This is a genomic window from Nocardia sp. NBC_01377 (assembly GCF_045040005.1).
GTDB lineage: Bacteria > Actinomycetota > Actinomycetes > Mycobacteriales > Mycobacteriaceae > Nocardia > Nocardia noduli.
In genome coordinates this window covers 6,523,347-6,549,071 of record NZ_CP109566.1, presented here as the reverse complement: position 1 = coordinate 6,549,071, position 25,725 = coordinate 6,523,347, and the positions used below count along the sequence as shown (strand labels likewise).

The following is a 25,725-nucleotide window of genomic DNA, read 5'->3' as shown; positions in this document are numbered from 1 at the left end:
CTCGTGCTCCGATGCTGATCTTTCCCCCTTCGGTTCCGCTTCACGGAGGGGGTCCACAGGTGGGCATCGGTCAGATCGCGATCGTCCTGTATCCGGGTATGACGGCACTCGACGCCGTCGGCCTGTACGAGGTGCTGCGGTTCGTGCCTGGAGCGCGAATCCGATTCGCCGGCCACGAGCCGGGTCCGGTGCTCGTCAGGCTCGTCGGTGAGATCGTCGGCGCCGAGCGCGCGCGGGCCGTGCAATGCGCCGCGCGCCCGTGGCACCGGCAGGGGTGTTTCCCTGGCGGCTCTCGTGTCCTGGCCCGGCTGAGCGCGCATTCTCCTGGCGTTGCCATCGCTCCGACGTCAAGAGGTATAGTAGGTACGTACCTACATTGAGGGGATGTCATGTCGACCATGAGCGCTCGTGAGCTGAACCGTGACGTCAGTGCGGCGAAACGTGCCGCGCTGCGGGGGCCGGTGGTGATCACCGACCGAGGTGAGGAGGCATTCGTGCTGTTGTCGATCGAGGAATACCGACGGCTACGCGCCGACAGTCAAGATCTCGTCGCCCGTTTGAGTATGGACGACGGTGACGATTTCGATTTCGAACCGGCTCGGCTCGCCGTCGATCTGAAGGTTCCGGAGCTGTGAGCTATCTCCTCGATACGAATGTCTTGAGCGAACTGCGGAAATCGTCGCGGTCAGCGAATCCTTCGGTGCGCGCGTGGATCGCGGCGCGGCGACCGTCGGAGCTGTATCTCAGCGTTGTCACGGTCATGGAGATCGATATCGGCATCGGTCGGGTCGAACGTCGTGATTCGGTCCAGGGCAAACGACTCCGAGCGTGGTTGGAGGACACCGTGCTCGATGCGTTCAACGGACGGATTCTCCCGATCGATCTCGCCGTCGCACGACGTGCAGCACGCTGGCATGTGCCCGACCCTCGCCCCGAGCGCGATGCCATGATCGCCGCCACGGCGGGAGAGCACGGTATGACTGTGGTGACCAGGAATGTGAACGACTTCGAGCCGACGGGTGTGACGGTCATCGATCCGTGGGATGCGGCGTACCCGGAATAGCCCTTCCGGCAGGACGCAGGCACCGTGACAGCGGTCGGATCCGCTGTCACGGTGCGGCGGGAACTACGCGGTGACGGCGGCCCTGCGCACGATCTGTTCGGCTTGGCGCAGGATGGGGCCGTCGACCATGCGACCCTCGAACTGGAAGACGCCGCGGTGGTTGGGCACTTCGGCCAGTACCCGGCGCGCCCAGGAGACTTCCTCCTCGGATGGCGCGTAACCCTCGCGGATCACGGCGACCTGGCTGGGGTGGATGGCGACCTTCGCGTCGAAGCCGACGGCGACGGCATCGGCCGTCTCGACCCGTAGCCCGTCGAGCTCGCGGATGTTCAGATACACCGCGTCGAGGGCGAATTTGCCGTAGGCCTTGGCCGCGAGCAGGGTCGCGGACTGGAGATGGCGGGCGACCTCGTGGTAACTGCCGTCCGCGCGCTTGCTCGACTTGCCGCCGAGACCCGCGACCAGATCCTCGGCGCCCCACATGGCGCCGATCACATTGCTCGCCTGCACGATACGTTCCACCGCGACCGCGCCGAGCGGGGATTCGATCAGCGCGATGATCTCGTAGTCGGCGAGCGCGGTCGCCTGCTCGGCGGATTCGGCCTTCGACAGCATGATCCGGCGGTAGCCGGTCTGCGCGAGCGCGGCCAGGTCGAGCGCGTGATCGTCGGTGGTCGCGGCGTTGACCCGGATGACGGTGGTCTCGGGATCCAGGCGCGTCTCGATGATCGCGGCGCGAGCGGCGGGTTTGTCACCCGCGGCGACCCCGTCCTCCAGGTCGAGGATGACGACATCCGCGGCAGCGGCGGCCTTCTCGAAACGCTCGGGACGGTCGGCGGGGCAGAAGAGCCAGCCCGGACCGGTGATCTCCCAACTCATGATTCCTCCGGTGTCTTGCGGATCAGCGCGTTGCGTGTCGCGGTCGCGACGATATCGCCGTGTTGGTTGCGGGCCGTGTGGGCCAGTGTCACCACGCCCTCGCCGGGGCGGGATTTGGATTCGCGCTTCTCGGTGACCACCGTCTCGACGTACATGGTGTCACCGTGGAACAGCGGTTTCGGGAAGGTGATCTCGCTGAAACCGAGCTGGGCGACCAGCGTGCCCTGGGTCAGCTGTCCCACCGAGAGCCCGATCAGCGTGGACAGGGTGAACATCGAATTCACCAGGCGCTGGTTGAAGGGCGGCTGCTGATCGGAGAACGCGGCGTCGAGGTGCAGGGCCTGCGGATTCATCGTCAGCGTGGTGAACAGGACGTTGTCGGCCTCGGTGATGGTGCGTCCCGGCCGGTGCTCGTACACGACATCGGTCTCGAACTCCTCGAACCAGAGTCCGCGCTGGACCACGCGTTTCACAGTCCCAACTCCCGACCGATGAGCATCAGCTGTACCTCCGTAGTGCCCTCGCCGATTTCGAGGATCTTGCTGTCACGGTAATGCCTCGCCACCGCGTACTCGTTCATGAACCCGTTGCCGCCGAAGATCTGGGTGGCGTCGCGGGAGTTGTCCATCGCGGCCTCGCTGGCCACGAGCTTGGCGATGGAGGCTTCCTTCTTGAACGGTTTGCCCGAGAGCATGAGGGCGGCGGCGTCGTAGTAGGCGGTGCGCGCGGCGTGGGCGCGCGCCTCCATCCTGGCGATCTTGAACGCGATGGCCTGATTGCGGCCGATGGGCTGACCGAAGGCCAGCCGCTCCTTGGCGTAGCGGACGCTCTCGTCCACGCAGCCCTGGGCCGCGCCGACCGACAGCGCCGCGATGGCGATGCGGCCCTCGTCGAGGATCCACAGGAAGTTGGCGTAGCCGCGCCCACGTTCGCCGAGCAGGTTCTCCTCGGGCACCCTGACGTCGGTGAACGTCAGCGGATGGGTGTCGGAGGCATTCCAGCCGACCTTGTTGTAGGCGGGTTCGGCGACGAAACCGGGGGTTTCGGTGGGCACGAGGATCGTGGATATCTCCTTCTTGGTGCCCGTCTGCCCCGTCACCGCGGTCACCGTCACCAGTGTGGTGATATCGGTGCCGGAGTTGGTGATGAACTGCTTGCGCCCGTTGACGACCCATTCACCACTGTCGACGGTCGCGGTGGTCCGCGTGCCGCCCGCGTCGCTGCCCGCGTCCGGTTCGGTGAGGCCGAAGGCGGCGAGCGAGCGACCGCTGGTCAGCCGCGGCAGCCACTCCTCCTGCTGCTTGCGACTGCCGAAACGGTAGATCGGCATGGCGCCGAGCGAGACACCCGCCTCCAGCGTGATGGCCACGCTCTGGTCCACCTTGCCGAGTTCCTCCAGCGCGAGACACAGCGCGAAGTAGTCGCCGCCCATACCGCCGAATTCCTCGGGGAAGGGCAGACCGAACAGGCCCATCTCGGCCATGCCCGCGACGACCTTGTACGGGAAGGTGTGGTTCGCGTCGTGTTCGGCGGCCACCGGGGCGACGACCGTCTGCGCGAAATCGCGCACTGTCAGCGCGAGATCTCGATAATCCTCGGGCAGGGTGCCGGTGGACAGATAGTCGGTCATGCGGGAGTTCCTTCTTCCTCGCTGGATTTCGGTGCTGGTTCGGTGATTTCGGTGGCCGCGACGATGCGGGCCAGCGGCTGATCCAGCCGGACCTGCGCACCCGCCTCGACCAGGATCTCGACCGTGCCCGCCACCGGGGCGGTGAGCGTGTGCTCCATCTTCATGGCCTCGACCACCACCACGGCCGCGCCCGCGGCGACCACGGCGCCCGAGGTGACGGGGACCGCGATCACCGAACCCGGCATGGGACTGCGGATCTCGGCGTCGCCCACGTGATCCGCGCCGCCGCGCACACTCACCTCGGCGACTTCGCGCAGTACCGAGACGCCGGACGGCCCGGCGACCCAGAGCTGTCCGTCGAATTCCGCCACGCGATAGGTCCGCCGCACGCCGTCACGGGCGACGACGAGCGTCCCGGTGTCGTCGATGGACGCCGTCAGGGTGGATTCCGTTGCCGCGGCGGACTTCTCGTCGTCGCCGAGTCGAACGACCGCGGCTCCCGGCGAACCGGTCAGATAGACGTGCTGGATCTTCTCGCCGCCCGCCAGCCGGATGGCCGTCGGCGCGGGCACGCCGAGCCGCCAACCGGTCGGGATATCCCACGGATCGCCCGACGGCGCGGGCCAGCGCTGGAGCCAGTGATACGCGGCGGCGGCGACGAATTCGTCGTCACCCACCGGCGCGGGAACGAAATCGGCGACCCGGCGGTCCAGCAGCGCGGTGTCGAGACGTCCCGCCGCGACATCGGTGTCGGCCAGCAGGAAACGCAGGAATTCGATATTGCTGGTGACGCCGAGCAACACCGTATCGGCCAGTGCCCGATCGAGTTTCGCGATGGCGGCGGTGCGGTCGGCGGCATGGGTGATGACCTTGGACAGCATCGGGTCGTAATCGCTGCCGACGACGGTGCCCACGCGCAGTCCCGAATCCACCCGGACGCCGGAGCCGTCGGGCTCGCTCAGCGCGAGCACGGTGCCGCCGGTCGGCAGGAAGCCGCGACCGGGATCCTCCGCGTACACCCTGGCCTCGATAGCGTGACCGACCATGCGGATATCGTCCTGGGCCACACCGATCTTCTGCCCGGCCGCCACCCGCACCTGGCATTCCACCAGGTCGATCCCGGTGACCATCTCGGTGACCGGATGTTCCACCTGTAGGCGGGTGTTCATCTCCATGAAGAAGAACTCGTCCGGGCGATCGGCGGAGACGATGAATTCCACCGTGCCCGCGCCGACATAGTTCACGCTGCGCGCGGTATTGCAGGCGGCCGCGCCGATCCGCGCCCGCGTCGCCGCGTCGAGCAGCGGCGAGGGAGCTTCCTCGATCACCTTCTGGTGTCGGCGTTGCAGACTGCACTCGCGTTCGCCCAGGTGCACCACATTGCCGAACCGGTCGGCCAGGATCTGCACCTCGATATGGCGCGGCCTGGTGACGAAACGTTCCAGGAACAGGGTGTCGTCACCGAACGCGGCCGACGCCTCGCGCCGAGCGCTGACCAGCGCGTCGGGCAGCAGCGCCGGATCCTCGACCCGGCGCATACCCTTGCCGCCACCGCCCGCGGACGGCTTGACCAACACCGGGTAGCCGATGTCGACGGCCGCGGCGATCAGTTCCTCGTCGGACAGTCCCGGCTTCGCGATACCCGGTACCACCGGCACGTCGAAGGCCGAGACGGTGTTCTTCGCGGTGATCTTGTCGCCCATCACCTCGATCGCGCGGGCGGGCGGGCCGAGGAAGACGATTCCGGCCTCGGCCAGCGCGGTCGCGAAGGCGGCATTCTCGGACAGGAAGCCGTATCCCGGGTGCACCGCCTGCGCGCCGGTGCGCACCGCGGCGTCGACCACCTTCGCGATGTCGAGGTAACTCTCGCGCGCGGGCGCTGGGCCCAGGCGCACCGCGCTCTCGGCTTCCAGGACGTGGCGGGCCTGGGCGTCGGCGTCGCTGTAGACGGCGACGGACCGAATACCCATGGCACGCAACGTACGAATGACGCGCACCGCGATCTCGCCGCGATTGGCGACGAGCACGGTGTCGAATTCGACGGGCTGGGATTTGTTGCCCGCGAGGGCAACCTGTGGGGTGGGTGAGCTCAGCATCACGATCACATCCGGAAGACGCCGTAGGAAACGGGTTCGAGCGGCGCTTGCGCGCAGACCGAAAGGGACAGGCCGAGAATGGTTCTAGTGTCGGCGGGGTCGATCACGCCGTCGTCCCACAGGCGCGCCGTGGAGTAGTATGGATTGCCCTGGTGCTCGTACTGGTCGCGGATCGGCGCCTTGAACGCCTCCTCGTCCTCGGCGGACCAGGGGTTGCCGCTGCTGTCGAGCTGGTCGCCGCGCACGGTCGACAGCACCGAGGCCGCCTGCTCACCGCCCATCACCGAGATCCTGGCATTGGGCCACATCCACAGGAAGCGCGGCGAATACGCGCGCCCGCACATGGAGTAGTTGCCCGCGCCGTAGGAGCCGCCGATCACGACGGTGAGTTTCGGCACCCGCGCGCACGCGACCGCCGTCACCATCTTCGCGCCGTGTTTGGCGATACCGCCCGCTTCGTAATCGCGCCCGACCATGAATCCGGTGATGTTCTGCAAGAACAGCAGCGGTGTCTTGCGCTTGTCGCACAGTTCGATGAAATGCGCGCCCTTCATGGCGGATTCGCCGAACAGGACACCGTTGTTGGCGATGATGCCGACGGGGTGACCGTGGATGCGGGCGAATCCGGTCACCAGGGTCTTGCCGTACTCGGCCTTGAATTCGTGGAAACCCTCGCCGCCGTCCACGATGCGGGCGATGACCTCGCGCACGTCGTAGGGGGTGCGCAGATCGACGGGAACCACGTCGTAGAGATCGGAATCCGGCACGGCGGGCGGCGTGCTCGGCCGGACCTCCCACGGAACCGCCGCGCGCGGGCCGAACGTGGCAACGATGCGCCGCACGATGCGCAGCGCGTCCCGGTCGTCGTCGGCCAGATGGTCGGTGACACCGGAGGTGCGCGAATGCAGCGCGCCGCCACCGAGATCCTCCGCGCTGACGACCTCGCCGGTCGCCGCCTTCACCAGCGGCGGTCCGCCGAGGAAGATCGTGCCCTGATCGCGCACGATCACGGCCTCGTCGCTCATGGCGGGCACATACGCGCCACCCGCGGTGCACGAGCCCATGACCGCCGCGATCTGCGGAATTCCCTTGGCGCTCATGGTCGCCTGGTTGAAGAAGATGCGCCCGAAATGCTCCCGGTCCGGGAACACGTCGTCCTGGCGCGGCAGGAACGCGCCGCCGGAGTCGACCAGGTAGATGCACGGCAGCTCGTTCTCTAACGCCACTTCCTGGGCGCGCAGATGCTTCTTCACCGTCATCGGGTAGTAGGTGCCGCCCTTGACCGTCGCGTCGTTGGCGACGATCACGCATTCGCGACCCGAGACCCGGCCGATCCCGGTGATCACCCCCGCGCCGGGACATTCGTCGTCGTACATTCCGGTCGCCGCCAGCGGGGACAGCTCCAGGAACGGGCTGCCCGGATCGAGAAGTTGATCCACCCGCTCCCTGGGAAGCAGTTTGCCGCGCGCCACATGCCGCTCACGCGCCTTGGCGGGCCCGCCGAGCGCCGCCGTTGCCAGTCGATCCCGCAGGTCGCCGACCAGCACCCGGTGGGCACTGCGATTGTCGACTTCTTGGGTAACCGTCATCACGCCGTCCTGCCATCCAGTTAGTCGCCGATAACTGAGATTCAGGTTAATCTTGATTAACCGAGTTGTCCAGAGTCGGGAAAGGGGGCACAGGTGGCGGACACAGAACCCGGCACTCTCACCCGTCGTGAGCAGCTCAAAGCAGATCGTCGCAGGCAACTGCTCGACGCCGGAGCCCGGCTGATCGCCGATCGCGGCTTCCTCGGTGTGCGCCTCGACGACCTCGGCGCGGCCGTCGGCATCAGCGGCCCCGCCGTCTACCGGCACTTCTCGAGCAAGGAAGCGCTGCTCACCGAACTCCTCCTCGGCATCAGCCAGCGCCTGCTCGACGGTGGCAAACGCGTCGTCGCCGACACCGCCGCACCCGAGGCCGCGCTCGCGGGCCTGGTCGATTTCCATCTCGACTTCGCGCTCGGCGAACCCGAACTCATCCGCATCCAGGACCGCGACCTCGACAACGTCCCCGCCTCCGCCCGTCGGGATCTGCGCCGGATGCAGCGGCAATACGTCGAGATCTGGGTATCGGTCCTGCGTGAACTGCATCCGGGACTCGCGGAGGAAACCGCGCGCGTTCAAGCGCACGCGGCATTCGGTCTGATCAACTCGACACCGCACAGCGCGACCTCGGCGACAGCGGCCCGTACGCGGCCGATTCTGCGGCGGATGGCGCTGACCGCGCTGGGCTGAGGGTCGGGATCTCGGCAGGCGGACGTGAACCGCACAGAGACTGCCGGAGAAAGCTGTGCACGAGTCGATCACCGGATGTGGACACGCGGCACGGCTGCCGCGAGCGGGCGTGGACGGACCCTAGTGTGGGAATATGGCATCCCTGTCCGATCCCCAGGTGCGCGAATTCCTCTCCCATGGAACACGAACGGGCAAGGTCGCCATCGTCGCGGCCGACGGTCGACCGCTGGTCACCCCGATCTGGTTCCTCGTCGAGGACGACACGATCGTCTTCAACACCGGCAAGTACACCGGCAAGGGCAAGGCCTTCGCCAGGGATCCTCGCGTCGCCCTCGTCGTCGACCAGGAAGAACCGCCCTACGGTTCCGTGCAGATTCAGGGCACGGTCGCGCTGTCCGAGGATTCCGACGAACTGTTGCGTACCGCGACCGCGCTCGGTGGGCGGTACATGGGCGCGGACCGCGCGGAGGAATTCGGCAAACGCAACGCCGTACCGGGGGAGTTGGTCGTGCGCGTGCACCCCACGAAGATCATCGCGCATTTCGACGCCACCGCGTGAGGCGTTCGGGTTCTGCCCGTCGCGGGGCAACGGCGCACGGGTGTCGGCGATCGTCGCCGACCCGCCGCCTAGACTCCCTCGCATGACCGTGCACTTCATCGGGGCCGGGCCGGGTGCGGCGGACCTGCTGACCGTACGAGCGGTCGACCTTCTGCGGACCTCCCCGGTCTGCCTCTACGCCGGCACCTACCTGGACCCGGAAGTCCTGGCGCACTGCTCGCCGGACGCCGAGCTGATCGACACCCAGCACCTGGACATCGACCAGATCATCGCTCATCTGGTGCGGGCCCACGAATCCGGCAGCGATGTCGCCCGGCTGTGCTCGGGTGACCCGTCGATCTATTCGGCCCTCACCGAGCAGACCCGCCGTCTGGACGCGCACGGCGTCCCGTGGGACATCACCCCCGGCGTGCCCGCCTACGCCGCGGCCGCCGCCCTCCTCGGCGCCGAACTGACCGTTCCCGAGGTGGTCCAATCGGTGGTCCTCACCCGCACCCGGGCGCGCTCCACGGCTATGCCCGAATCCGAGGAGCTGGCGAATTTCGCCCGCACCGGAGCCACCCTCGTCCTCCACTTGGCGATCACCCGCGTCCGACCGTTGGCCGACGAACTCGCCGCCGACTACGGCTCCGACTGTCCCGTCGCCGTCGTCTACCGGGCCAGCCAGCCCGACCAACTGATCCTGCGCGGCACCCTCGCCGATATCGCCGATCAGGTCGAGGCCGCCGCCCTACGTCAGGCCGCCGTCATTCTCGTCGGCCGCGCCCTCACCCCCGCGATCACCTGCACCACCTCGCACCTCTACGACCCGGCCCGCGACCGCGGAACCTCCACCGTCCCACGCTGATTCGTCCACCCTCGGTGCACCTGGAGAGCACATGGACCTCAGACCGGAACTACTCCCGCCCTCCGTCGCTCCCGAATACCTCGCGGCCCTCGCCCGGGAAATAGAGCGCATCGCCCAACTGATCGTCACCGGCGACCCCGACGACGCCATCGCCGCGTTCGACCAGCACACCGGCCAGGACTACGACTTCACGGATTTCGCCGGATACAGCTCCCACCGCGACCTTCTCGACTTCGCCCAGGAAGCCGCCCGTCCGGCCCACCCACGCGTCCCCGACGTCACCCGCGACGAACTCGTCGAAATCGTCCGCAGAATCCGCGCCGCAGGCCCGGACGCCGACTACTACCTGCTCCTCTTCCGGACCAACGTGTCCCACCCCGCCCCGACAAACCTGATCTATCACCCGCCCGCCGACCTGCTCGACGCCTCTGCCGACCAGATCGTCGACGCGGCCTTGGCCTACCGGCCGATAGCCCTCTGATCCGTACGCGGCGAGCGCCCTCGACGCGATTCAGCCGCAGTGGCCCACTGGCGAACAGGCAGTTCGGCCGACTCTGCTTCGAGTAACTTCTGCCCGATGCACTCCATGTCATCGGCGACCATCAATCGGTGACGCCGCGTAGCTAGAGCCGGTAGACGACTGGTTCATGAAGCTTTGCGTGTCCGACCCCGCGACCGCTATCCAGATCGAGCAGGCTCTCGACCGGCTATCCATGGTCGGCCCAGCGCTCGGTCGCCCGCTCGTCGATACCCTCGACCACAGTCGACTGCGCAACCTGAAGGAACTTCGGCCGGGTTCTTGCGGCACCTCGGAGATCCGCCTGCTGTTCGTGTTCGATCCCGACCGCGAGGCGATCGTCCTGGTCGCTGGCGACAAGGCCGGGCGATGGTCACGCTGGTATGACAGCGCGATTCCGTTGGCGGAGAAACGATACGCCGACTACCGCGCCGAGAAGAAGGAGGAGACATGAGCCCTGCGCGCAATTGGCGTGAGGTCAAGGCAGAGGCCCACAGCCTGCAGCCGGAAATGGACAATCCCGAGGTTCGGGCTGCGGCCTCCGCGCGACTCGATTCCTTCATCGCGGGGCATCACCTCAAGGAATTGCGCAAGTCGGTGGGAAAGTCCCAAGCCGAAGTCGCCGCCGCGCTCGGCGTCTCACAGTCACGGGTCTCGCAGATCGAGAGCGGCGACCTGTCCGCGATGGAACTTGACACCCTCCGCGGCTATGCGCGAGCGCTCGGCGGGCACCTCGATATCACCGTGAGCGTGGGACCGCACAGCATCAAAGTCGCGTAATCAGTTCAACTGCCCCGACCTCGATGTCTGCCGGCGGGCAGTGAGACTCGACCTCTAGGCCCTCTGAATCGTCTCGAATACGCCGATTCCGCAGCGGTGGTAGACCATGTGAGCGCCTGCGAACGGTCGAGTAGATCTCCTGCGAATGGTCGAGTAGAACGCTCGCAGACTCTCCGGCGACGCCTTCGCGCCGACGCTCGACACCACTGTGTGCGGCCGACGGGGCAGCTGCCCGAACGCGGATCTGCCGTCGATCGCAGGTCGGCACTCATGCTCGGTGATCGGCTCGTTCTACACCCCCGAGGAACGCACCGCCCGGGATTCACCCTGTGACAACTCCGACAGGATCCCAGCAAACGGACCTCGAGTCCGCTGCCTGGCATAATGTGGGACAGCTATGGATCTTGGTTGGTCGGGCATGGGGGGCGACGGTAGATTGTTCCGGTGATCAGCACTGAAGATCCCGGCTCGGCCGGTCGGCGGGTTAGTGGCACGGCCGGGCCCATGTAACAAGATCGGTCTTGGACAGATAGTGCCAATGAACATTTTTGCCTGATTTGTACGAGAACTGAACCTGGATGAGCAGGCGCCACCCTTTTATCGGTGAGCGTCCTGTCCGGGTGTCGTCGGGGAGCGCTTGCGTGGTGTTCCGGAAGCGAGGTTTGGGTTGGACCGGCTGGATTTCGGCGGGAACGGCGAAGCTGGTGGCGAATACTTCCCACTGTCGCCCGCGCAGCTGGGCATCTGGTATGCCCAGCACGTCGATCCGCAGGTGCCGATCAATATCGCACAGTATGTCGACATCGACGGTGATCTCGACGTAGGCGCGCTGGAACAGGCGAGCCGCGATGCCGCGACCGACATCGGTTCGGGCTTCCTGAAGATCGTCGAACGTGACGGCGAACCGGTGCAGACGATCGATCCGTCGCTGGATTCGACCCTGGAATACGTCGACCTGCGTGCCGCCGACGATCCCGAGGCCGCCGCGGCCGAGTGGATGCGGGCCGAGTACAGCCGACCCCTCGACATCTCCCGTGATCGCCTGATCCGCGCGGCGGCGCTGCACCTGGCCGATTCGCGCTGGTACTGGTACTCGCGGGCGCATCACATCGTGCTCGACGGTTTCGGCGCCATGACCTTCATGAACCGGATCGCGGAGCTGTACACGGCGGCGGTGAACGGCGAGGAGCCCAAGCCCGCCAAGGCCACCGATCTGCGCACGCTCTACGAGCAGGAGATCGCCTACCGCGACAGTTCGCGGTTCGTGACCGACCGACAGCACTGGGCCGAGCGGGTGGAAGGGCTGGAAGAGGGTTCCAGTCTCGCGGGACGTTCCGCGCCGCCGTCGCCGGTCAACGGGATCGCCAGCGCCGCGCTGTCGACCGAGCAGAACGATCTGCTCGGCGCCGCGGTCGAACGCCACGACAATTCGCCCGCCGGTCTGCTGATCGCCGGTTTCGCGGCGTATCTGGCCCAGATCACCGGCGCCCAGGACGTGATCCTGAGCCTGCCGGTGACCGCGCGCACGACCGCGGCGATGCGGCGTTCCGGTGGCGTGGTGTCCAATATCGTGCCGCTGCGTTTGACGGTCGCGCACGACACGACTGTCGCCGACCTGCTGAAATCGGTGACGGTCGAGGTGTCGGGGGCGCTGCGCCATCAGCGGTACCGGCACGAGGACATCCGCCGCGACGCCGCGGGCGACGGTGTGGTGACCACCGAGTTCTTCGGCCCCTGGGTCAACATCATGCTGTTCCACAGCGAGATGACGCTCGGCCCGATGGTCGGCCGGTTGAACGTGCTGTCGACCGGCAGCATCGAGGATCTCGGCGTCAACTTCTACCAGTCGGGCACGGGCTCGCATATCGATTTCGAGACCAACCCGAACCTCTACACCGACGACGAGGCGCGCACCCATCACGCGCGGTTCATGGAATTCTTCGCGCGGTTCCTGGCGGCCGACGCCGGGATCGCGGTGTGGGATCTGCCGGTCACCACCGAGGCCGAGCGCGAGCTGACGCTGCTGGAGTGGAACGACGCCGAGCAGGCTGTTCCGACCACGACCTTGCCCGCGCTGCTGGACGCGCAGATCGAGGCGACCCCGGACAATATCGCGCTCGATTTCGAGGGCGCGACGCTGACGTACGCGGAGTTCGGTGCGCGGGTCAACCGGCTGGCGCGGTTCCTGATCGCCGACGGTGTCGGCCCGGAGTCGCTGGTCGCGCTGGGGATGCGGCGTTCGCTGGAATTGGTCGTCGGCATGCACGCGGTGCTGCGGGCCGGTGGCGCGTACGTGCCGATCGATCCGGATCATCCGGCCGATCGCACCGCCTACATCCTCGAATCCGCGGACCCGGTCTGTGTTCTGACGCTCTCGCACGACGATCTGGAACTGCCGGAGTCGGTGCGGCGGGTGGAGATCGACACCCTCGACGTGTCGGAGTTCTCGGACGCGCCGATCACCGACGCGCAGCGCGGTGCGCCGCTGCGCGAGGACAACACCGCCTACGTGATCTACACCTCGGGCTCGACCGGACGCCCGAAGGGTGTCGCGGTCACCCATCACGCGATCGTCAATCAAGAGCTGTGGATGCTCGACGAGTACCGGTTGCGCGCGGACGACGTCTACCTACAGAAGACCGCCACCACCTTCGACGTGTCGCTGTGGGGGTATTTCCTGCCGTTGATGGTGGGCGCGAAACTCGTCGTCGCGGCCCCGGACGGGCATCGCGATCCGCTGTACGTGGCGGACATGATCGAGCGGCACGGCGTGACCGTGACCGATTTCGTGCCGTCCATGCTGACGGTTTTCGTCACCCACGCCACCGAAGCGCAGTGCGCGACGTTGCGCGCGGTCTTCGTGATCGGCGAGGCGTTGCCGCCGGAGACCGCCGCGGGGTTCCGCGCGATCTCCACCGCCGGTCTGCACAACCTGTACGGGCCGACCGAGGCCGCGGTCTCGGTGACCTACTGGGAGGCCACCGCCGCCGACACGGCCACCGTCCCGATCGGTATTCCGGAATGGAATGTCGAGGTCTACGTGCTGGACGCGCGGTTGCGTCCGGCCGCGATCGGCGCTCCCGGTGAGCTGTATCTCGGTGGCCGTCAGCTGGCGCGCGGATATCGCGGACGCCAGGATCTGACCTCGGACCGGTTCGTCGCGAATCCGTTCGGCACCGCCGGGCAGCGCATGTACCGCACGGGCGACCTGGTGCGCTGGAATGCGGCGGGTGTCCTCGAGTACATCGGTCGTACCGATTTCCAGGTGAAATTCCGTGGTCAGCGCATCGAGTTGGGCGAGATCGAGACCGTCACCCTGGCGCATCCGTCGGTGAGCCAGTCCGCGGTGCTCGTGGTCGACACCGCGACCGGTCAGCAATTGGTGGCCTATGTCGTTTCCGCGCCGGGGCAGTCCGTCGATCCGGTCGAGTTGACGCGTTTCGCCGCCGAGCAGTTGCCCGGCTACATGGTGCCCGCCTCGGTGATGGTGCTGGACGGTTTCCCGCTCAACACCAGCGGCAAGCTGGACCGGAAGGCCCTGCCGGAGCCGGTGTTCAGCGTGGACGCGGCCGGTTTCCGCGCGCCGCGCACCCAGGCCGAGCAGATCGTGGCGGGGATCTTCGCCGATGTGCTGTCCCAGGATCGGGTCGGCATCGATGACAACTTCTTCGATCTCGGCGGTAACTCGCTGGTCGCCACCCAGGTCGTGTCGCGCATCGGCGCGGCGTTCGGCACCCAGATCGGTGTGCGCGCGCTGTTCGAGACGCCGACCGTCGCGGGCCTGGCGACCCGTGCCGAGCAGGCGACTCCCGCCGACAGTTCCCGTCCGCCGCTGGTCGCCCAGCAGTTGCCCGCCCGGGTGCCGCTGTCGCTGGCGCAACAGCGGATGTGGTTCATCAACCAGTTCGATCCGACCGCGCCCACCTACAACCTGCCGTTCGTGGTGCGGTTGCGCGGACATGTCGACATCCCGGCGCTGAAGACCGCGCTCGACGATGTGATGGCGCGCCAGGAATCGCTGCGTACCGTCTTCCCCGAATCCGGGGACGGCGGCTACCAGCAGGTGGTGCCCGACGACGAGATCAACCTGGCCATCGCGGTCGCCTCGATCGACGAATCCGAACTCCAGGCCACCCTGACCGAATTCGCCTCCACCGGATTCGACGTCTCGCGCGAACTGCCGATCCGCGTGCGGATCTACCAGGTCACGGGCGGTTCGACCAACGGCACCCCCGATCACGCGGTGGCGTTCGTCGTCCATCACATCGCCGCCGACGGTTTCTCGTTCGGACCGCTCTCGCGCGATGTCGCCTCGGCCTACCTCGCGCGCGCAGCGGGGGAGGCGCCCGCGTGGTCGCCGCTGCCGGTGCAGTACCAGGACTACAGCGTCTGGCAGCGCGAGTTGCTCGGTTCCGAATCCGATCCCGGCTCGATGGCCGCGCGCGAGATCGCCTACTGGCGTAGGCAATTGGCTGGCCTGCCGGATCAGCTCGACCTGCCGACCGATCGTCAGCGTCCGCCGATGCAGAGTTTCGCGGGCAGTCGGGTGACCTTCGAGGTCGATGTCGATCTGCACATCCGGCTCGCAGCCCTTGCGCGCGCGCAGGGTGTCAGCCTGTTCATGGTGATGCACGCGTCACTCGCGCTGCTGCTGGCGCGACTGTCCGGCACCGACGACATCGCCATCGGCACGCCGGTGGCGGGCCGTGGCGAACAGGCGCTCGACGATCTCATCGGCATGTTCGTCAACACCCTGGTCCTGCGTTCGGAAATCGAGGGCGGCCAGCCGTTCACCGAACTGCTCGCCCGCACCCGCGACACCGACCTCGCCGCGTTCGCCTACGCGGACGTGCCGTTCGAACGACTCGTCGAGGTCATCAACCCGACCCGTTCCCAGGCGCGGCACCCGCTGTTCCAGGTCATGTTGTCGTTCCAGGAGATGTCGCACGCCGGACTGGAATTGCCGGGTCTTTCGGTCACCGCCGACGAACTCGACGTCGACATCGCCAAATTCGATCTCCAGTGGACGGTCACCGAGGAACGCGGCGGGCAGGGTGAACCCGCGGGCATGTCCGCGGTGGTCTCCTTCGCCACCGATCTGTTCGACGCGGACACCGTCGCGGAATTCGCCCGCCGTTTCCTGCGCGTACTCGAAACCGTCGCCACCGCACCGGAATCCATGGTGCACGATATCGACATCCTCGACGAGGTCGAGCGCTCCCAGGTGCTGACCGGGTGGAACCGGACCGCCGCCGAGGTGCCCGAGGCGACCCTGGCCTCGATGTTCGGTGCCCGTGTCGAGCGGACGCCCGAGGCGTCCGCGCTCACCTTCGACGCGACGACTCTGTCCTACGCCGAGTTCGCGGCGCGGGTGAATCGTCTTGCCAGGCATCTGATCTCGCTCGGCGTCGGCCCGGAGTCGATGGTCGCGCTCGGCATGAGCCGTTCGCTGGAGTTGGTGATCGGCATGTACGCGGTGACCGTGGCCGGTGGCGCGTACGTGCCGCTTGACCCCGATCATCCCGCCGATCGCACCCGCTACGTGCTCGAGACCGCGGCACCGGTCTGTGTGCTGACCACCGCGCGCGAAGGCTTCGACGCGGGCGAGGTCGAGACGGTCGACATCGACACTCTCGACCTCGACGGATATTCCGACGCCGCCGTCTCGGACGCGGATCGTCGTGCGCCGCTGCGTCCGTCGAACACCGCCTACGTCATCTTCACCTCCGGTTCGACCGGCCGCCCCAAGGGTGTCGCCGTCTCGCATGCCGCGATCGTGAATCGCCTGGTGTGGATGCAGAGCGAATACGGTCTGGTCGCCGGGGACGTGGTGTTGCAGAAGACCCCCGCCACCTTCGATGTGTCGGTGTGGGAGTTCTTCTGGCCCTTGCAGATCGGCGCGCGCCTGGTGGTCGCGAAGCCGGACGGGCATCGTGATCCCGGCTATCTGATCGACGTCATCACCGACGAACAGGTCACCGTGGCGCATTTCGTGCCGTCGATGATGTCGGTGTTCGTGGCCGAGGGCGGCGCTGACGAATGTGTCACCCTGCGGCATGTGTTCGCCTCCGGTGAGGCGCTGCCCGCCGCGACGGCGCAGAAGTTGCGCGAGCTGACCGGCGCGCGTCTGCACAATCTCTATGGTCCGACCGAAGCGGCGGTCGACGTCACCTATCACGAGGTGATGGCCGCCGACACGATGTCGGTGCCGATCGGCGCTCCCGTCTTCAATACCCGTGTCTACGTGTTGGATTCGCGGTTGCATCCGGTGCCGGTGGGTGTCGCGGGTGAGCTGTATCTGGCGGGCGCGCAGTTGGCGCGCGGGTACGTGGCCAGGCCGGATCTGACCGCCGATCGTTTCGTCGCGGATCCGTTCGATCCGGCCGGTGCGCGGATGTACCGCACGGGTGACCTGGTGACCTGGACGGCTGCCGGTGAGCTGGAATACCTGGGCCGCACCGATTTCCAGGTGAAGTTGCGCGGTCTGCGTATCGAACTCGGCGAGATCGAGGCAGCGCTGACCGGGCTGGATTGGGTGGCGCAGGCCGTCGTGCTGGTGCGTTCCGACGATCGTCTCGGTGATCAGTTGGTCGCCTACGTGGTCGCGAGCGCGGGACACGGGATCGACGTCGACGTCACCCGTGCCGCGCTGGGCAGTGAACTGCCCGCGTACATGATCCCGACGGCCTTCGTGACGTTGGACGCCTTCCCGCTCAACGCTTCCGGCAAGCTCGATCGCCGGGCGCTGCCCGCGCCTGTGTTCGAGGTCAAGGTCTTCCGCGCGCCCTCCACGCCGATCGAGGAGATCGTCGCCCAGATCTTCGGCGAGGTGCTCGGGATCGGCCGGATCGGCGTCGACGACGATTTCTTCGATCTCGGCGGCAACTCGCTGATCGCCACCCAGGTGGCGTCGCGGCTCGGTATCGCGCTCGACACCAGGGTGCCGGTGCGCATGCTCTTCGACGCCTCCACCGTCGCGGCGCTGGCCGCGCGCGTGGAATCGCGGGCCGGTGACGGCGCGCGCAAGGCGCTGGTCGCGCGCGCACGTCCCGAGGACGTCCCGCTGTCGCTGGCGCAGCAGCGCATGTGGTTCCTCAACCGGTTCGACACCGAATCGGCGGTGAACAACATCCCCGTCGCCATCCGGCTCTCCGGCGAACTGGATGTGGCCGCGTTGCAGGTCGCCGTGATCGACGTGATCGACCGGCACGAATCGCTGCGCACCGTCTTCCCCGAGACGGCGGCGGGACCGGTGCAGGTGGTGCTGGACGCGGCGCAGATCGTGCCCGACCTGACGCCGTACCGGGTCACCGAGAACACCCTCTTCGATCACCTGATCGACCTGGCCTCTATGGCCTTCGACGTCACCAGCGAAGTGCCGCTGCACGCGCGACTGTTCGAGATCAGCGAGACCGAGTACGTGCTCGGCATGGTGATGCACCACATCTCCGCCGACGGCTGGTCCATGGGCCCGCTGGCCCGCGACGTGATGGTGGCCTATGCCGCGCGCACGCTGTGGGAGCCGCCCGCCTGGACCGCGCTGCCGGTGCAGTACGCGGACTACTCGCTGTGGCAGCGCGAGGTACTCGGTTCCGAGACGGATCCGCGGTCGCTGATCTCCAACCAGATCGCCTACTGGACAAGCGAACTCGCCGATCTTCCCGACGAACTGGTCCTGCCGTCGGATCGCCCGCGGCCCGCGGTGGCGACCTACCGCGGCGGCACCTACCCGTTCGTCATCTCGGGGCAGACCCAGCACGCCCTGGTCGAGTTGGGGCGTCGCTACAACGCCTCGCCGTTCATGGTGATGCACAGCGCGCTCGCGATCCTGCTGTCCCGGCTGTCCGGCAGCGACGACATCGCCATCGGCACGCCCGTCGCCGGTCGCGGTGAGGCCGCGCTCGACGACCTGATCGGCATGTTCGTCAACACCCTCGTGCTGCGCACCGATATCGACGGCACCGCCAGTTTCGCGGATCTGCTCGCCACCGCGCGCGAGAAGGATCTGCACGCGTTCGCCAACGCGGACGTACCGTTCGAGCGCCTGGTCGAGGTGCTGAACCCGGCGCGTTCGCAGGCCCGCCACCCGCTGTTCCAGGTCATGCTGGCCTTCCAGAACACCAAGCAGGCCAACCTGGAACTGCCCGGCCTGTCCATCAACGGCATCGATTACGACGCGGGCCTGGCCAAATTCGACCTGCAATTGACGTTGCAGGAGATCCAGGACGAGAACGGCGAGCCGTCCGGCATGTCCGCCGAATTCTCCTACGCTCTCGACCTTTTCGACGAGCACACCGTCGCGGATCTCGCGCGCAGGCTCGACCGCGTTCTCACCGCCATCATCGCCGACCCGGATGTGCCGGTCGGCGATATCGACCTGCTCGACCGCGACGAGACCGATCTCGCGTTGCGCGGCTGGAATTCCACCGTGCGGGAGTTGGATTCGGCGAGCACGCTGGTGGCGGAGTTCGCCCGTCAGGAGTCGCTGACTCCGGACGCGGTGGCGATCGTTGATCCGGCCGGTGGTGTGGCGTTGACGTACGCGGAGTTCGGTGCGCGTGTGCATCGTCTGGCTCGGCGTCTGATCGCGGCGGGTGTGGGTCCGGAGTCGTTGGTGGGCTTGGGGATCCGCCGTTCGGTGGATCTCGTCGTCGCCGTGTACGCGGTGCAGGAGGCCGGTGGCGGTTACGTGCCGCTGGATCCGGATCAGCCCGCCGAGCGAGTGGGGCACGTGCTCCAATCCTCGGCCCCCGTGTGTGTGTTGACCACGGCACGTGATGGTTTCGCCGCCGAGGGTATCGAGACACTGGTGATCGATGAGCTGGATCTGTCCGGCTATTCGGACTCGCCGGTGACCGACGCCGAGCGGATCGTGCCGTTGCGTCCCGAGCATCCCGCCTACGTGATCTTCACCTCGGGTTCGACCGGACGACCGAAGGGTGTGTCCATTCCGCACGTCGCCGCGGTGAACCAGATTCGGTGGATCACCGGCGAGTACGGCATCGGTGCCGATGATGTCATCTTCTTCAAGACGCCCGCGACCTTCGACGTGTCGGTGTGGGAGTTGTTCGCTCCGCTCTCGGTCGGTGGCCGTATAGTCGTCGCCGTTCCCGATGGTCATCGTGATCCGCAGTATCTTGCGCAGGTGATCGCCGCCGAGCGGGTGACGATGACTTCGTTCGTGCCGTCGATGCTGAGTGTATTCGCCGGTGGCGTCGAGGCGATCGGCATCGGCGGCGAGGCGCTGTCCACCCTGCGGGGGCTGATCGTCGCGGGTGAGCCGTTGACCGGGGACGCCGTGCGGGCGATCCGGCGGGTGAGTTCGGTGGCGGTGTACAACCTTTACGGCCCGACCGAAACCACGGTGCACGTCACCTACCTCCCCGGCCCGGTTCCCGACGGCGTCGAGGGCACGGTGTCGATCGGTGTCCCGCTGTGGAACGCGCAGGTATTCGTCCTGGATTCGCGATTGCATCCGGTTCCGGTAGGGGTCGCGGGCGAGCTCTACATCGCGGGCAACCAGTCCGCGCGGGGCTATCACGGCCGGGTGGACCTCACCGCGGATCGTTTCGTGGCGAACCCGTTCGGTGCGCCGGGAGAGCGAATGTATCGCTCGGGTGACCTGGTCGCCCGAGCGGCCGACGGTTCGATCACATATCTGGGGCGTACCGACTTCCAGGTCAAACTACGCGGTCTACGTATCGAACTGGGTGAGATCGAGACGGCTTTGACCGGGTACGAGCCGATCGCCCGATCGGTGGCGTTGGTGCGCACGGACGCGCGTACCGGCGGTCAACTCGTCGCCTACGTGATCCCCGCGACCGACTCGACGATCGACCTCGATGAATTGCGGACCTACCTGGGCGGAGTACTTCCCTCCTACATGATTCCCGCGGCGATCGTGGTCATCGACGCGATGCCGCTGACCCCCAACGGCAAACTGGATCGCCGGGCGCTGCCCGAGCCGGTCTTCGAGGCGCGCGAGTTCCGTGCGCCGTCGACGCCGATCGAGGAGATCGTCGCCGACACCTTCGCCGACGTGCTCGGTCTGGCGGGGGAACGACCGGTCGGCCTCGACGACGATTTCTTCGATCTCGGCGGCAACTCGCTGATCGCCACCCAGGTGGTCGCACGGCTCAGCGCCGCGCTCGATACCAGGGTGCCGGTGCGGCTGCTGTTCGAAGCGCCGACCGTGGTCGCGCTCGCCGCGCGCATGGAGGTCCACGCGGGCACCGGTGGCCGCGCGGCACTGACCGCGCGCACCAGGCCCGAACATCCGCCGTTGTCGCTGGCACAGCAGCGCATGTGGTTCCTCAACCGGTTCGACACCGATTCGGCGGCGAGCAATATCCCGGTCGCGGTCCGGCTGCACGGCCACCTCGATCTGGACGCGCTGCGCGGTGCGGTGGCCGACGTGCTGGCCAGGCACGAATCGCTGCGCACCGTCTACCCGTCGCACGAGGGCATCGCCTACCAGCAGGTGCTTCCGATGGCGCGGGCGATTCCGCCCTTCGACGTGGTCTCGCTGACCGAGGACGAGATCCCCGGCGCGCTCTACGAATTCGTGCTCCCCGGCTTCGATGTCACCGGCGAGTCGCCGCTGCGGCTGCGCGTGTTCCGCGTCGAGGGCAACAACGGCAAGCGCTGGCGCGACACCACCCAGGACTACGTGCTCGCGGTCGTCGTGCACCACATCGCGGCCGACGGCTTCTCCATGCGACCGCTGGTACGCGATCTCATGTCGGCCTATATCGCGCGCCGCTCGGAGTCGGCGCCGACTTGGTCGCCGCTCGCCGTGCAGTACATCGACTACGCGTTGTGGCAGCGCGAGACGCTCGGCAGCGAGGACGATCCGGCGTCGCTGATCTCGGCGCAACTGAACTACTGGCGCGACGCGCTGGCCGGACTGCCGGAGGAACTGCGGCTGTCGCAGCGTCCGCGCCGCGCCGTCGCCACCTACCGGGCGGGCACCCACCGGTTCCGGGTTCCGGGTGAACTCGTCGACGAATTGAACCGTCTGGCCCACGCCAACGGGACCACGCTGTTCATGGTGGTGCACGGCGCCTTCGCCACGCTGCTGGCCCGGCTGTCCGGCACCGACGACATCGCGATCGGCATCCCGGCCGCGGGCCGTGGCGAACAGGGTCTCGACGACCTCGTCGGCATGTTCGTCAACACCCTGGTGCTGCGGGCGCACGTCGATCCCGCGACCTCGTTCCGCGATCTGCTCGCGCAGGTGCGCGAACGGGACCTCCAGGCCTTCGCGCACACCGATGTGCCGTTCGAGCGCCTTGTCGAGGTGCTGAACCCGGCGCGTTCGCAGGCCCGTCATCCGCTGTTCCAGGTGATGCTGTCGTTCCAGAACCTTGGCCGGACCAGCCTGGAACTGCCCGGTCTTCGGGTGTCGGAACTCGAGATCGACCAGCCGACAGCCAAATTCGACCTGCAACTGACCCTCGGCGAGACGCCGGGCGGTCAGCCCCGCGAATTCGGCGCGGCCCCCATGGACGCCGAACTCGTCTACGCCGCGGATCTTTTCGACGGCGCGTTCGCCGATTCCTTCGCCGAGCGGTTCCTGCGGGTGCTGCGCGGCATCACCGCCGACCCGGCCGCGATCGTCGGCGATATCGACCTGCTCGACGACGCCGAGCGGGCCATGGTGCTCGAGGAGTGGAACGCCACCGAATTCGTGGTCGACGCCGCGCTGACCTCCCCGGTCGGCGACGCCGCCGCGACCCTGGTGGCGATGTTCGAGGCGCAGGCCGCGCGCACACCCGACGCGATCGCGCTCACGTTCGAGGGGACGAGTCTGTCCTACGCCGAGTTCGCGAGCCGGGTGCACCGGTTGGCGCGCTGGCTCAAGCAGGCCGGTGTCGGCCCGGAATCCTATGTCGGCCTGGGCATGCGGCGTTCGCTCGATCTGCTCGTCGGCATCTACGCGGTCAACGCCGCGGGCGGCGCGTACGTGCCGCTGGACCCGGATCATCCGGCCGAGCGCATCGAGCACATCCTGCGTATCGCGGGTCCGGTCTGCGTCCTGACCTCGGGCGACGATATCGCGACGACCCGCACCCGCCAGGTGCGCATCGATCGGCTCGACCTGTCCGGATTCTCCGACGCTCCGCTGACCGACGCCGACCGGCATCGTCCGCTGCGTCCAGGCAACACCGCCTACGTCATCTTCACCTCCGGCTCCACCGGACGCCCGAAGGGTGTCGCGGTGTCGCACGAGGCGATCGTGAACCGCCTGGTGTGGATGCACGCGCAGTACGGGTTGTCCGCCGAGGACGTGGTGCTCCAGAAGACGCCTGCCACCTTCGACGTATCGGTGTGGGAGTTCTTCTGGCCCTTGCAGGTCGGCGCCCGTCTGGTGATCGCCAAGCCGGAGGGTCATCGTGATCCGGCCTACCTGGTCAGGACCATCGTCGATCAGCAGGTCACGACCGCGCACTTCGTGCCGTCGATGCTGTCGGTGTTCGTCGCCGAAAGCGGGGCCGACGAATGCGTGGGCCTGCGCAACGTGTTCGCCTCCGGTGAGGCGCTGCCCGCCGCGACGGCGCAGAAATTGCGCGAACTGACCGGCGCGCGCCTGCACAATCTCTACGGCCCCACCGAAGCCGCCGTCGACGTCACCTTCCACGAGGTGACCGACGCCGACGTCCTGTCGGTGCCGATCGGCGCCCCGGTGTTCAACACCGGTGTGCTCGTGTTGGATTCGCGGTTGCGGCCGGTTCCTGTCGGTGTCGCGGGCGAGCTGTATCTGACGGGTGCGCAGTTGGCGCACGGGTACGTCGGCCGCCCCGATCTGACCTGTGATCGATTCATCGCCGATCCGTTCGCGCGCGACGGTGAACGTGCCTACCGCACCGGCGATCTGGTGGTCTGGACGCCGGACGGAGAACTCGAGTATCTCGGCCGCGCCGATTTCCAGGTGAAGGTGCGCGGTCTGCGGATCGAACTCGGAGAGATCGAAACCGCGCTCACCGCACAGGATTCCGTGGCCCAGGCGGTCGTGCTGGTGCGCCGGGACGAGCGCACCGGCGATCAGCTGGTCGCCTACCTGATCGGTGACCCCGATCGGGCCATCGCGATCGATTCGGTGAAAACCGTGCTCGGCAGGCAGTTGCCGCCCTACATGGTGCCCGCCGCCTACGTCGTGCTCGACGCGTTCCCGCTGAATCCGTCCGGCAAACTCGACCGCAAGGCGCTGCCGGACCCGGTGTTCGAGGCACGGGAATACCGCGCGCCCGCCACACCGGTGCAGCAGATCGTCGCGAGCACCTTCGCCGAGGTACTGACCGTCGAGCGGATCGGTCTCGACGACGATTTCTTCGAGCTCGGCGGCAACTCGCTGATCGCCACCCAGGTGGTGGCCCGGCTCGGCCAGGCGCTCGACACCGAAGTGCCCGTGCGACTGCTGTTCGAGGCGTCGACGGTCGACGCGCTCGCCACGCGGGTGGAATCGGCGGCGGGCCAGGGCGGTCGCGTCCCGCTGGCCCCGCGCCCGCGGCCCGCCGCGATCACGCTGGCGAACGGGGAGACCGCTGCGCTGGTGCCGCTGTCGTCGGCCCAGCAGCGCATGTGGTTCCTCAACCGCTTCGACAACCGCAGCGCGGTCAACAACATCCCGGTCGCGGTCCGGCTCACCGGCGAGCTCGATGTCGTCGCGCTGAACGCGGCCATCGGTGACGTGCTGACCCGCCACGAGGCGCTGCGCACCGTCTACCCCGACGTCGACGGCACCGGCTATCAGCGGGTGCTGCACGCCGACGAGGTGCGTTTCGCGCTGAGCGCCGAAACGGTGAGTTCGACCGCGCTGTCGGCCCGCATCATCGAGCTTGCCGGTACGCATTTCGACGTGACCAGCGAGATCCCGTTCCGCGCCGGTCTGCTCAGCCTCGACGAGCGCAGTCACATCGTGGTGCTCGTCATGCACCACATCAGCGGTGACGGATTCTCGTTGCGGCCGCTGCTGCGCGATGTCGTGCTCGCCTACACCGAACGCGCGCGCGGCGAGATTCCCGCGTGGTCGCCGCTCGAGGTGCAGTACGCCGACTACACGCTGTGGCAGAACGAGGTACTCGGTTCCGAGGACGATCCGGAATCGGTGGCCGCCGCCCAGCTCACCTACTGGGCCGAGCAGTTGCGCGACCTGCCCGATCAGATCGAACTGCCCGCCGACCGACCGCGCCCGGAGATCGCCTCCAACAGCGGTGGGCTGCACCACTTCTCGGTCGACGCCGAACTGCATCGCGCGCTCACCGAGGTGGCGCGCGCGCACGGCGCGACCCTGTTCATGGTGGTGCACGCGGCGCTCGCGACCTGGGCGGCCAGGCTGTCCAACAGCACCGATATCGCGATCGGCACCCCGATCGCGGGCCGTGGCGAACGCGCGCTCGACGATCTGGTCGGCATGTTCGTCAACACCCTGGTGCTGCGTACCGACGTCGCGGGTGACCCGACCTTCTCGGAGTTGCTCGCGCAGGTCCGCCGCACCGATCTGGCCGCGTTCGCGCACGCCGACGTGCCTTTCGAACGTCTCGTCGACGTGCTGAGCCCGGCCCGTTCGCAGGCGCACCACCCGCTGTTCCAGGTGGCGCTGACCTTCGAGGCCGCCTCGGCCGCCGACGCCGGTACCGTCGCGCTGCCGAGCCTGAATCTCGACATCGTCGAATTCGACGCGGGCACAGCCAAATTCGATGTGCAGCTGACGGTGGGCGAAACCGCCGACGGCGCGTTGTCGATGTCGTGGAACTACGCCACGGAACTGTTCGATCCCGAGACGGTGGCGTCCTTCGCCGATCGTCTGGTGCGCATCCTGCATGCGGTCGCCGAGGATCCCACGGTCGTCGTCGGCGATATCGACCTGCTCGGCGAGGCCGAACGCCTCGATCTGTCGCAGCGCTGGGTCTCCTCCGGACCCGATACCGTCACCGGACGTTTCGCCGATGCGGGACTCACCCTCGCCTCGTTGTTCGACGAGGTGGTGACCGCGCATCCGCATCGCACGGCCGCGAGGTTCGGCGCGGATTCGCTGACCTACGACGAACTGGACCGGCGCGCGAATGTGCTGGCGCG

Annotated in this window: 14 protein-coding genes and 1 pseudogene (1 of these 15 cut by a window edge); 10 read left to right on the top strand and 5 right to left on the bottom strand. The window is 67.5% G+C overall.

Features of this window, described 5'->3' with window-relative positions:
- Positions 1-11: 11 nt before the first annotated feature.
- The 3 genes and pseudogenes from OG225_RS30250 to OG225_RS30240 form a co-directional block, all read left to right on the top strand.
- Positions 12-194: pseudogene (locus OG225_RS30250) on the top strand (hypothetical protein); the annotation flags it as partial.
- 195 nt (positions 195-389) lie between these two features.
- Positions 390-635 carry a type II toxin-antitoxin system prevent-host-death family antitoxin gene (locus tag OG225_RS30245; RefSeq protein WP_405178327.1) on the top strand — a complete coding sequence of 82 codons (246 nt, stop codon included), beginning with the start codon at positions 390-392 and terminating at the stop codon, positions 633-635.
- Positions 632-1,063: a type II toxin-antitoxin system VapC family toxin gene (locus OG225_RS30240; RefSeq protein ID WP_405178326.1), complete on the top strand. Its 432-nt coding sequence runs from the start codon at positions 632-634 to the stop codon at positions 1,061-1,063. The genes OG225_RS30245 and OG225_RS30240 overlap by 4 nt, the downstream gene beginning before the upstream one ends.
- Positions 1,064-1,126: 63 nt before the next feature.
- Here OG225_RS30240 and OG225_RS30235 read toward each other — a convergent pair whose 3' ends face one another.
- Genes OG225_RS30235 through OG225_RS30215 form a run of 5 tightly spaced genes read right to left on the bottom strand, consistent with a single transcriptional unit; the run spans position 1,127 to position 7,257 of the window.
- Complete coding sequence (locus OG225_RS30235; RefSeq protein ID WP_405178325.1) at positions 1,127-1,942, bottom strand: HpcH/HpaI aldolase/citrate lyase family protein; 816 nt, start codon at positions 1,940-1,942, stop codon at positions 1,127-1,129.
- Positions 1,939-2,415, bottom strand: a complete 477-nt coding sequence (locus OG225_RS30230; protein WP_109528762.1) for a MaoC family dehydratase — start codon at positions 2,413-2,415, stop codon at positions 1,939-1,941. The genes OG225_RS30235 and OG225_RS30230 overlap by 4 nt, the downstream gene beginning before the upstream one ends.
- Positions 2,412-3,572, bottom strand: a complete 1,161-nt coding sequence (locus OG225_RS30225) for an acyl-CoA dehydrogenase family protein (protein WP_405178324.1) — start codon at positions 3,570-3,572, stop codon at positions 2,412-2,414. The genes OG225_RS30230 and OG225_RS30225 overlap by 4 nt, the downstream gene beginning before the upstream one ends.
- Positions 3,569-5,668, bottom strand: coding sequence for an acetyl/propionyl/methylcrotonyl-CoA carboxylase subunit alpha (locus tag OG225_RS30220; protein WP_405178323.1), 2,100 nt, complete (start codon positions 5,666-5,668; stop codon positions 3,569-3,571). Before OG225_RS30220 ends, OG225_RS30225 begins: the two co-directional genes overlap by 4 nt.
- 5 nt (positions 5,669-5,673) lie before the next feature.
- Entirely contained in the window at positions 5,674-7,257 is a 1,584-nt protein-coding gene (locus tag OG225_RS30215; RefSeq protein WP_405178322.1) for a carboxyl transferase domain-containing protein, read from the bottom strand.
- 93 nt (positions 7,258-7,350) lie between these two features.
- Between OG225_RS30215 and OG225_RS30210 the strand changes: the two genes are divergently transcribed.
- From OG225_RS30210 to OG225_RS30180, 7 genes are all read left to right on the top strand, one after another.
- Entirely contained in the window at positions 7,351-7,944 is a 594-nt protein-coding gene (locus OG225_RS30210) for a TetR/AcrR family transcriptional regulator (RefSeq protein WP_405178321.1), read from the top strand.
- 133 nt (positions 7,945-8,077) lie between these two features.
- Positions 8,078-8,503 (top strand): PPOX class F420-dependent oxidoreductase, encoded by a 426-nt coding sequence (locus OG225_RS30205; protein ID WP_405178320.1) that lies wholly within the window; start codon positions 8,078-8,080, stop codon positions 8,501-8,503.
- Positions 8,504-8,585: 82 nt separating this feature from the next.
- Complete coding sequence (cobM, locus tag OG225_RS30200; RefSeq protein ID WP_405178319.1) at positions 8,586-9,350, top strand: precorrin-4 C(11)-methyltransferase; 765 nt, start codon at positions 8,586-8,588, stop codon at positions 9,348-9,350.
- 31 nt (positions 9,351-9,381) lie between these two features.
- The gene (locus tag OG225_RS30195; protein WP_405178318.1) at positions 9,382-9,831 is read left to right on the top strand and encodes a hypothetical protein; all 450 of its coding nucleotides are present in this window, start codon (positions 9,382-9,384) and stop codon (positions 9,829-9,831) included.
- A gap of 178 nt (positions 9,832-10,009) precedes the next feature.
- Positions 10,010-10,321 carry a type II toxin-antitoxin system RelE/ParE family toxin gene (locus tag OG225_RS30190; protein WP_405178317.1) on the top strand — a complete coding sequence of 104 codons (312 nt, stop codon included), beginning with the start codon at positions 10,010-10,012 and terminating at the stop codon, positions 10,319-10,321.
- On the top strand, positions 10,318-10,647 hold the full coding sequence (locus OG225_RS30185) for a helix-turn-helix domain-containing protein (protein WP_405178316.1): 330 nt from the start codon (positions 10,318-10,320) through the stop codon (positions 10,645-10,647). Before OG225_RS30190 ends, OG225_RS30185 begins: the two co-directional genes overlap by 4 nt.
- 667 nt (positions 10,648-11,314) lie before the next feature.
- On the top strand, positions 11,315-25,725 hold the start of the coding sequence (locus OG225_RS30180) for a non-ribosomal peptide synthase/polyketide synthase (RefSeq protein WP_405178315.1). 22,759 nt of this gene lie beyond the right edge of the window; 14,411 of the gene's 37,170 nt are visible here — the first part of the coding sequence; its start codon is at positions 11,315-11,317; its stop codon lies off the right edge, out of view.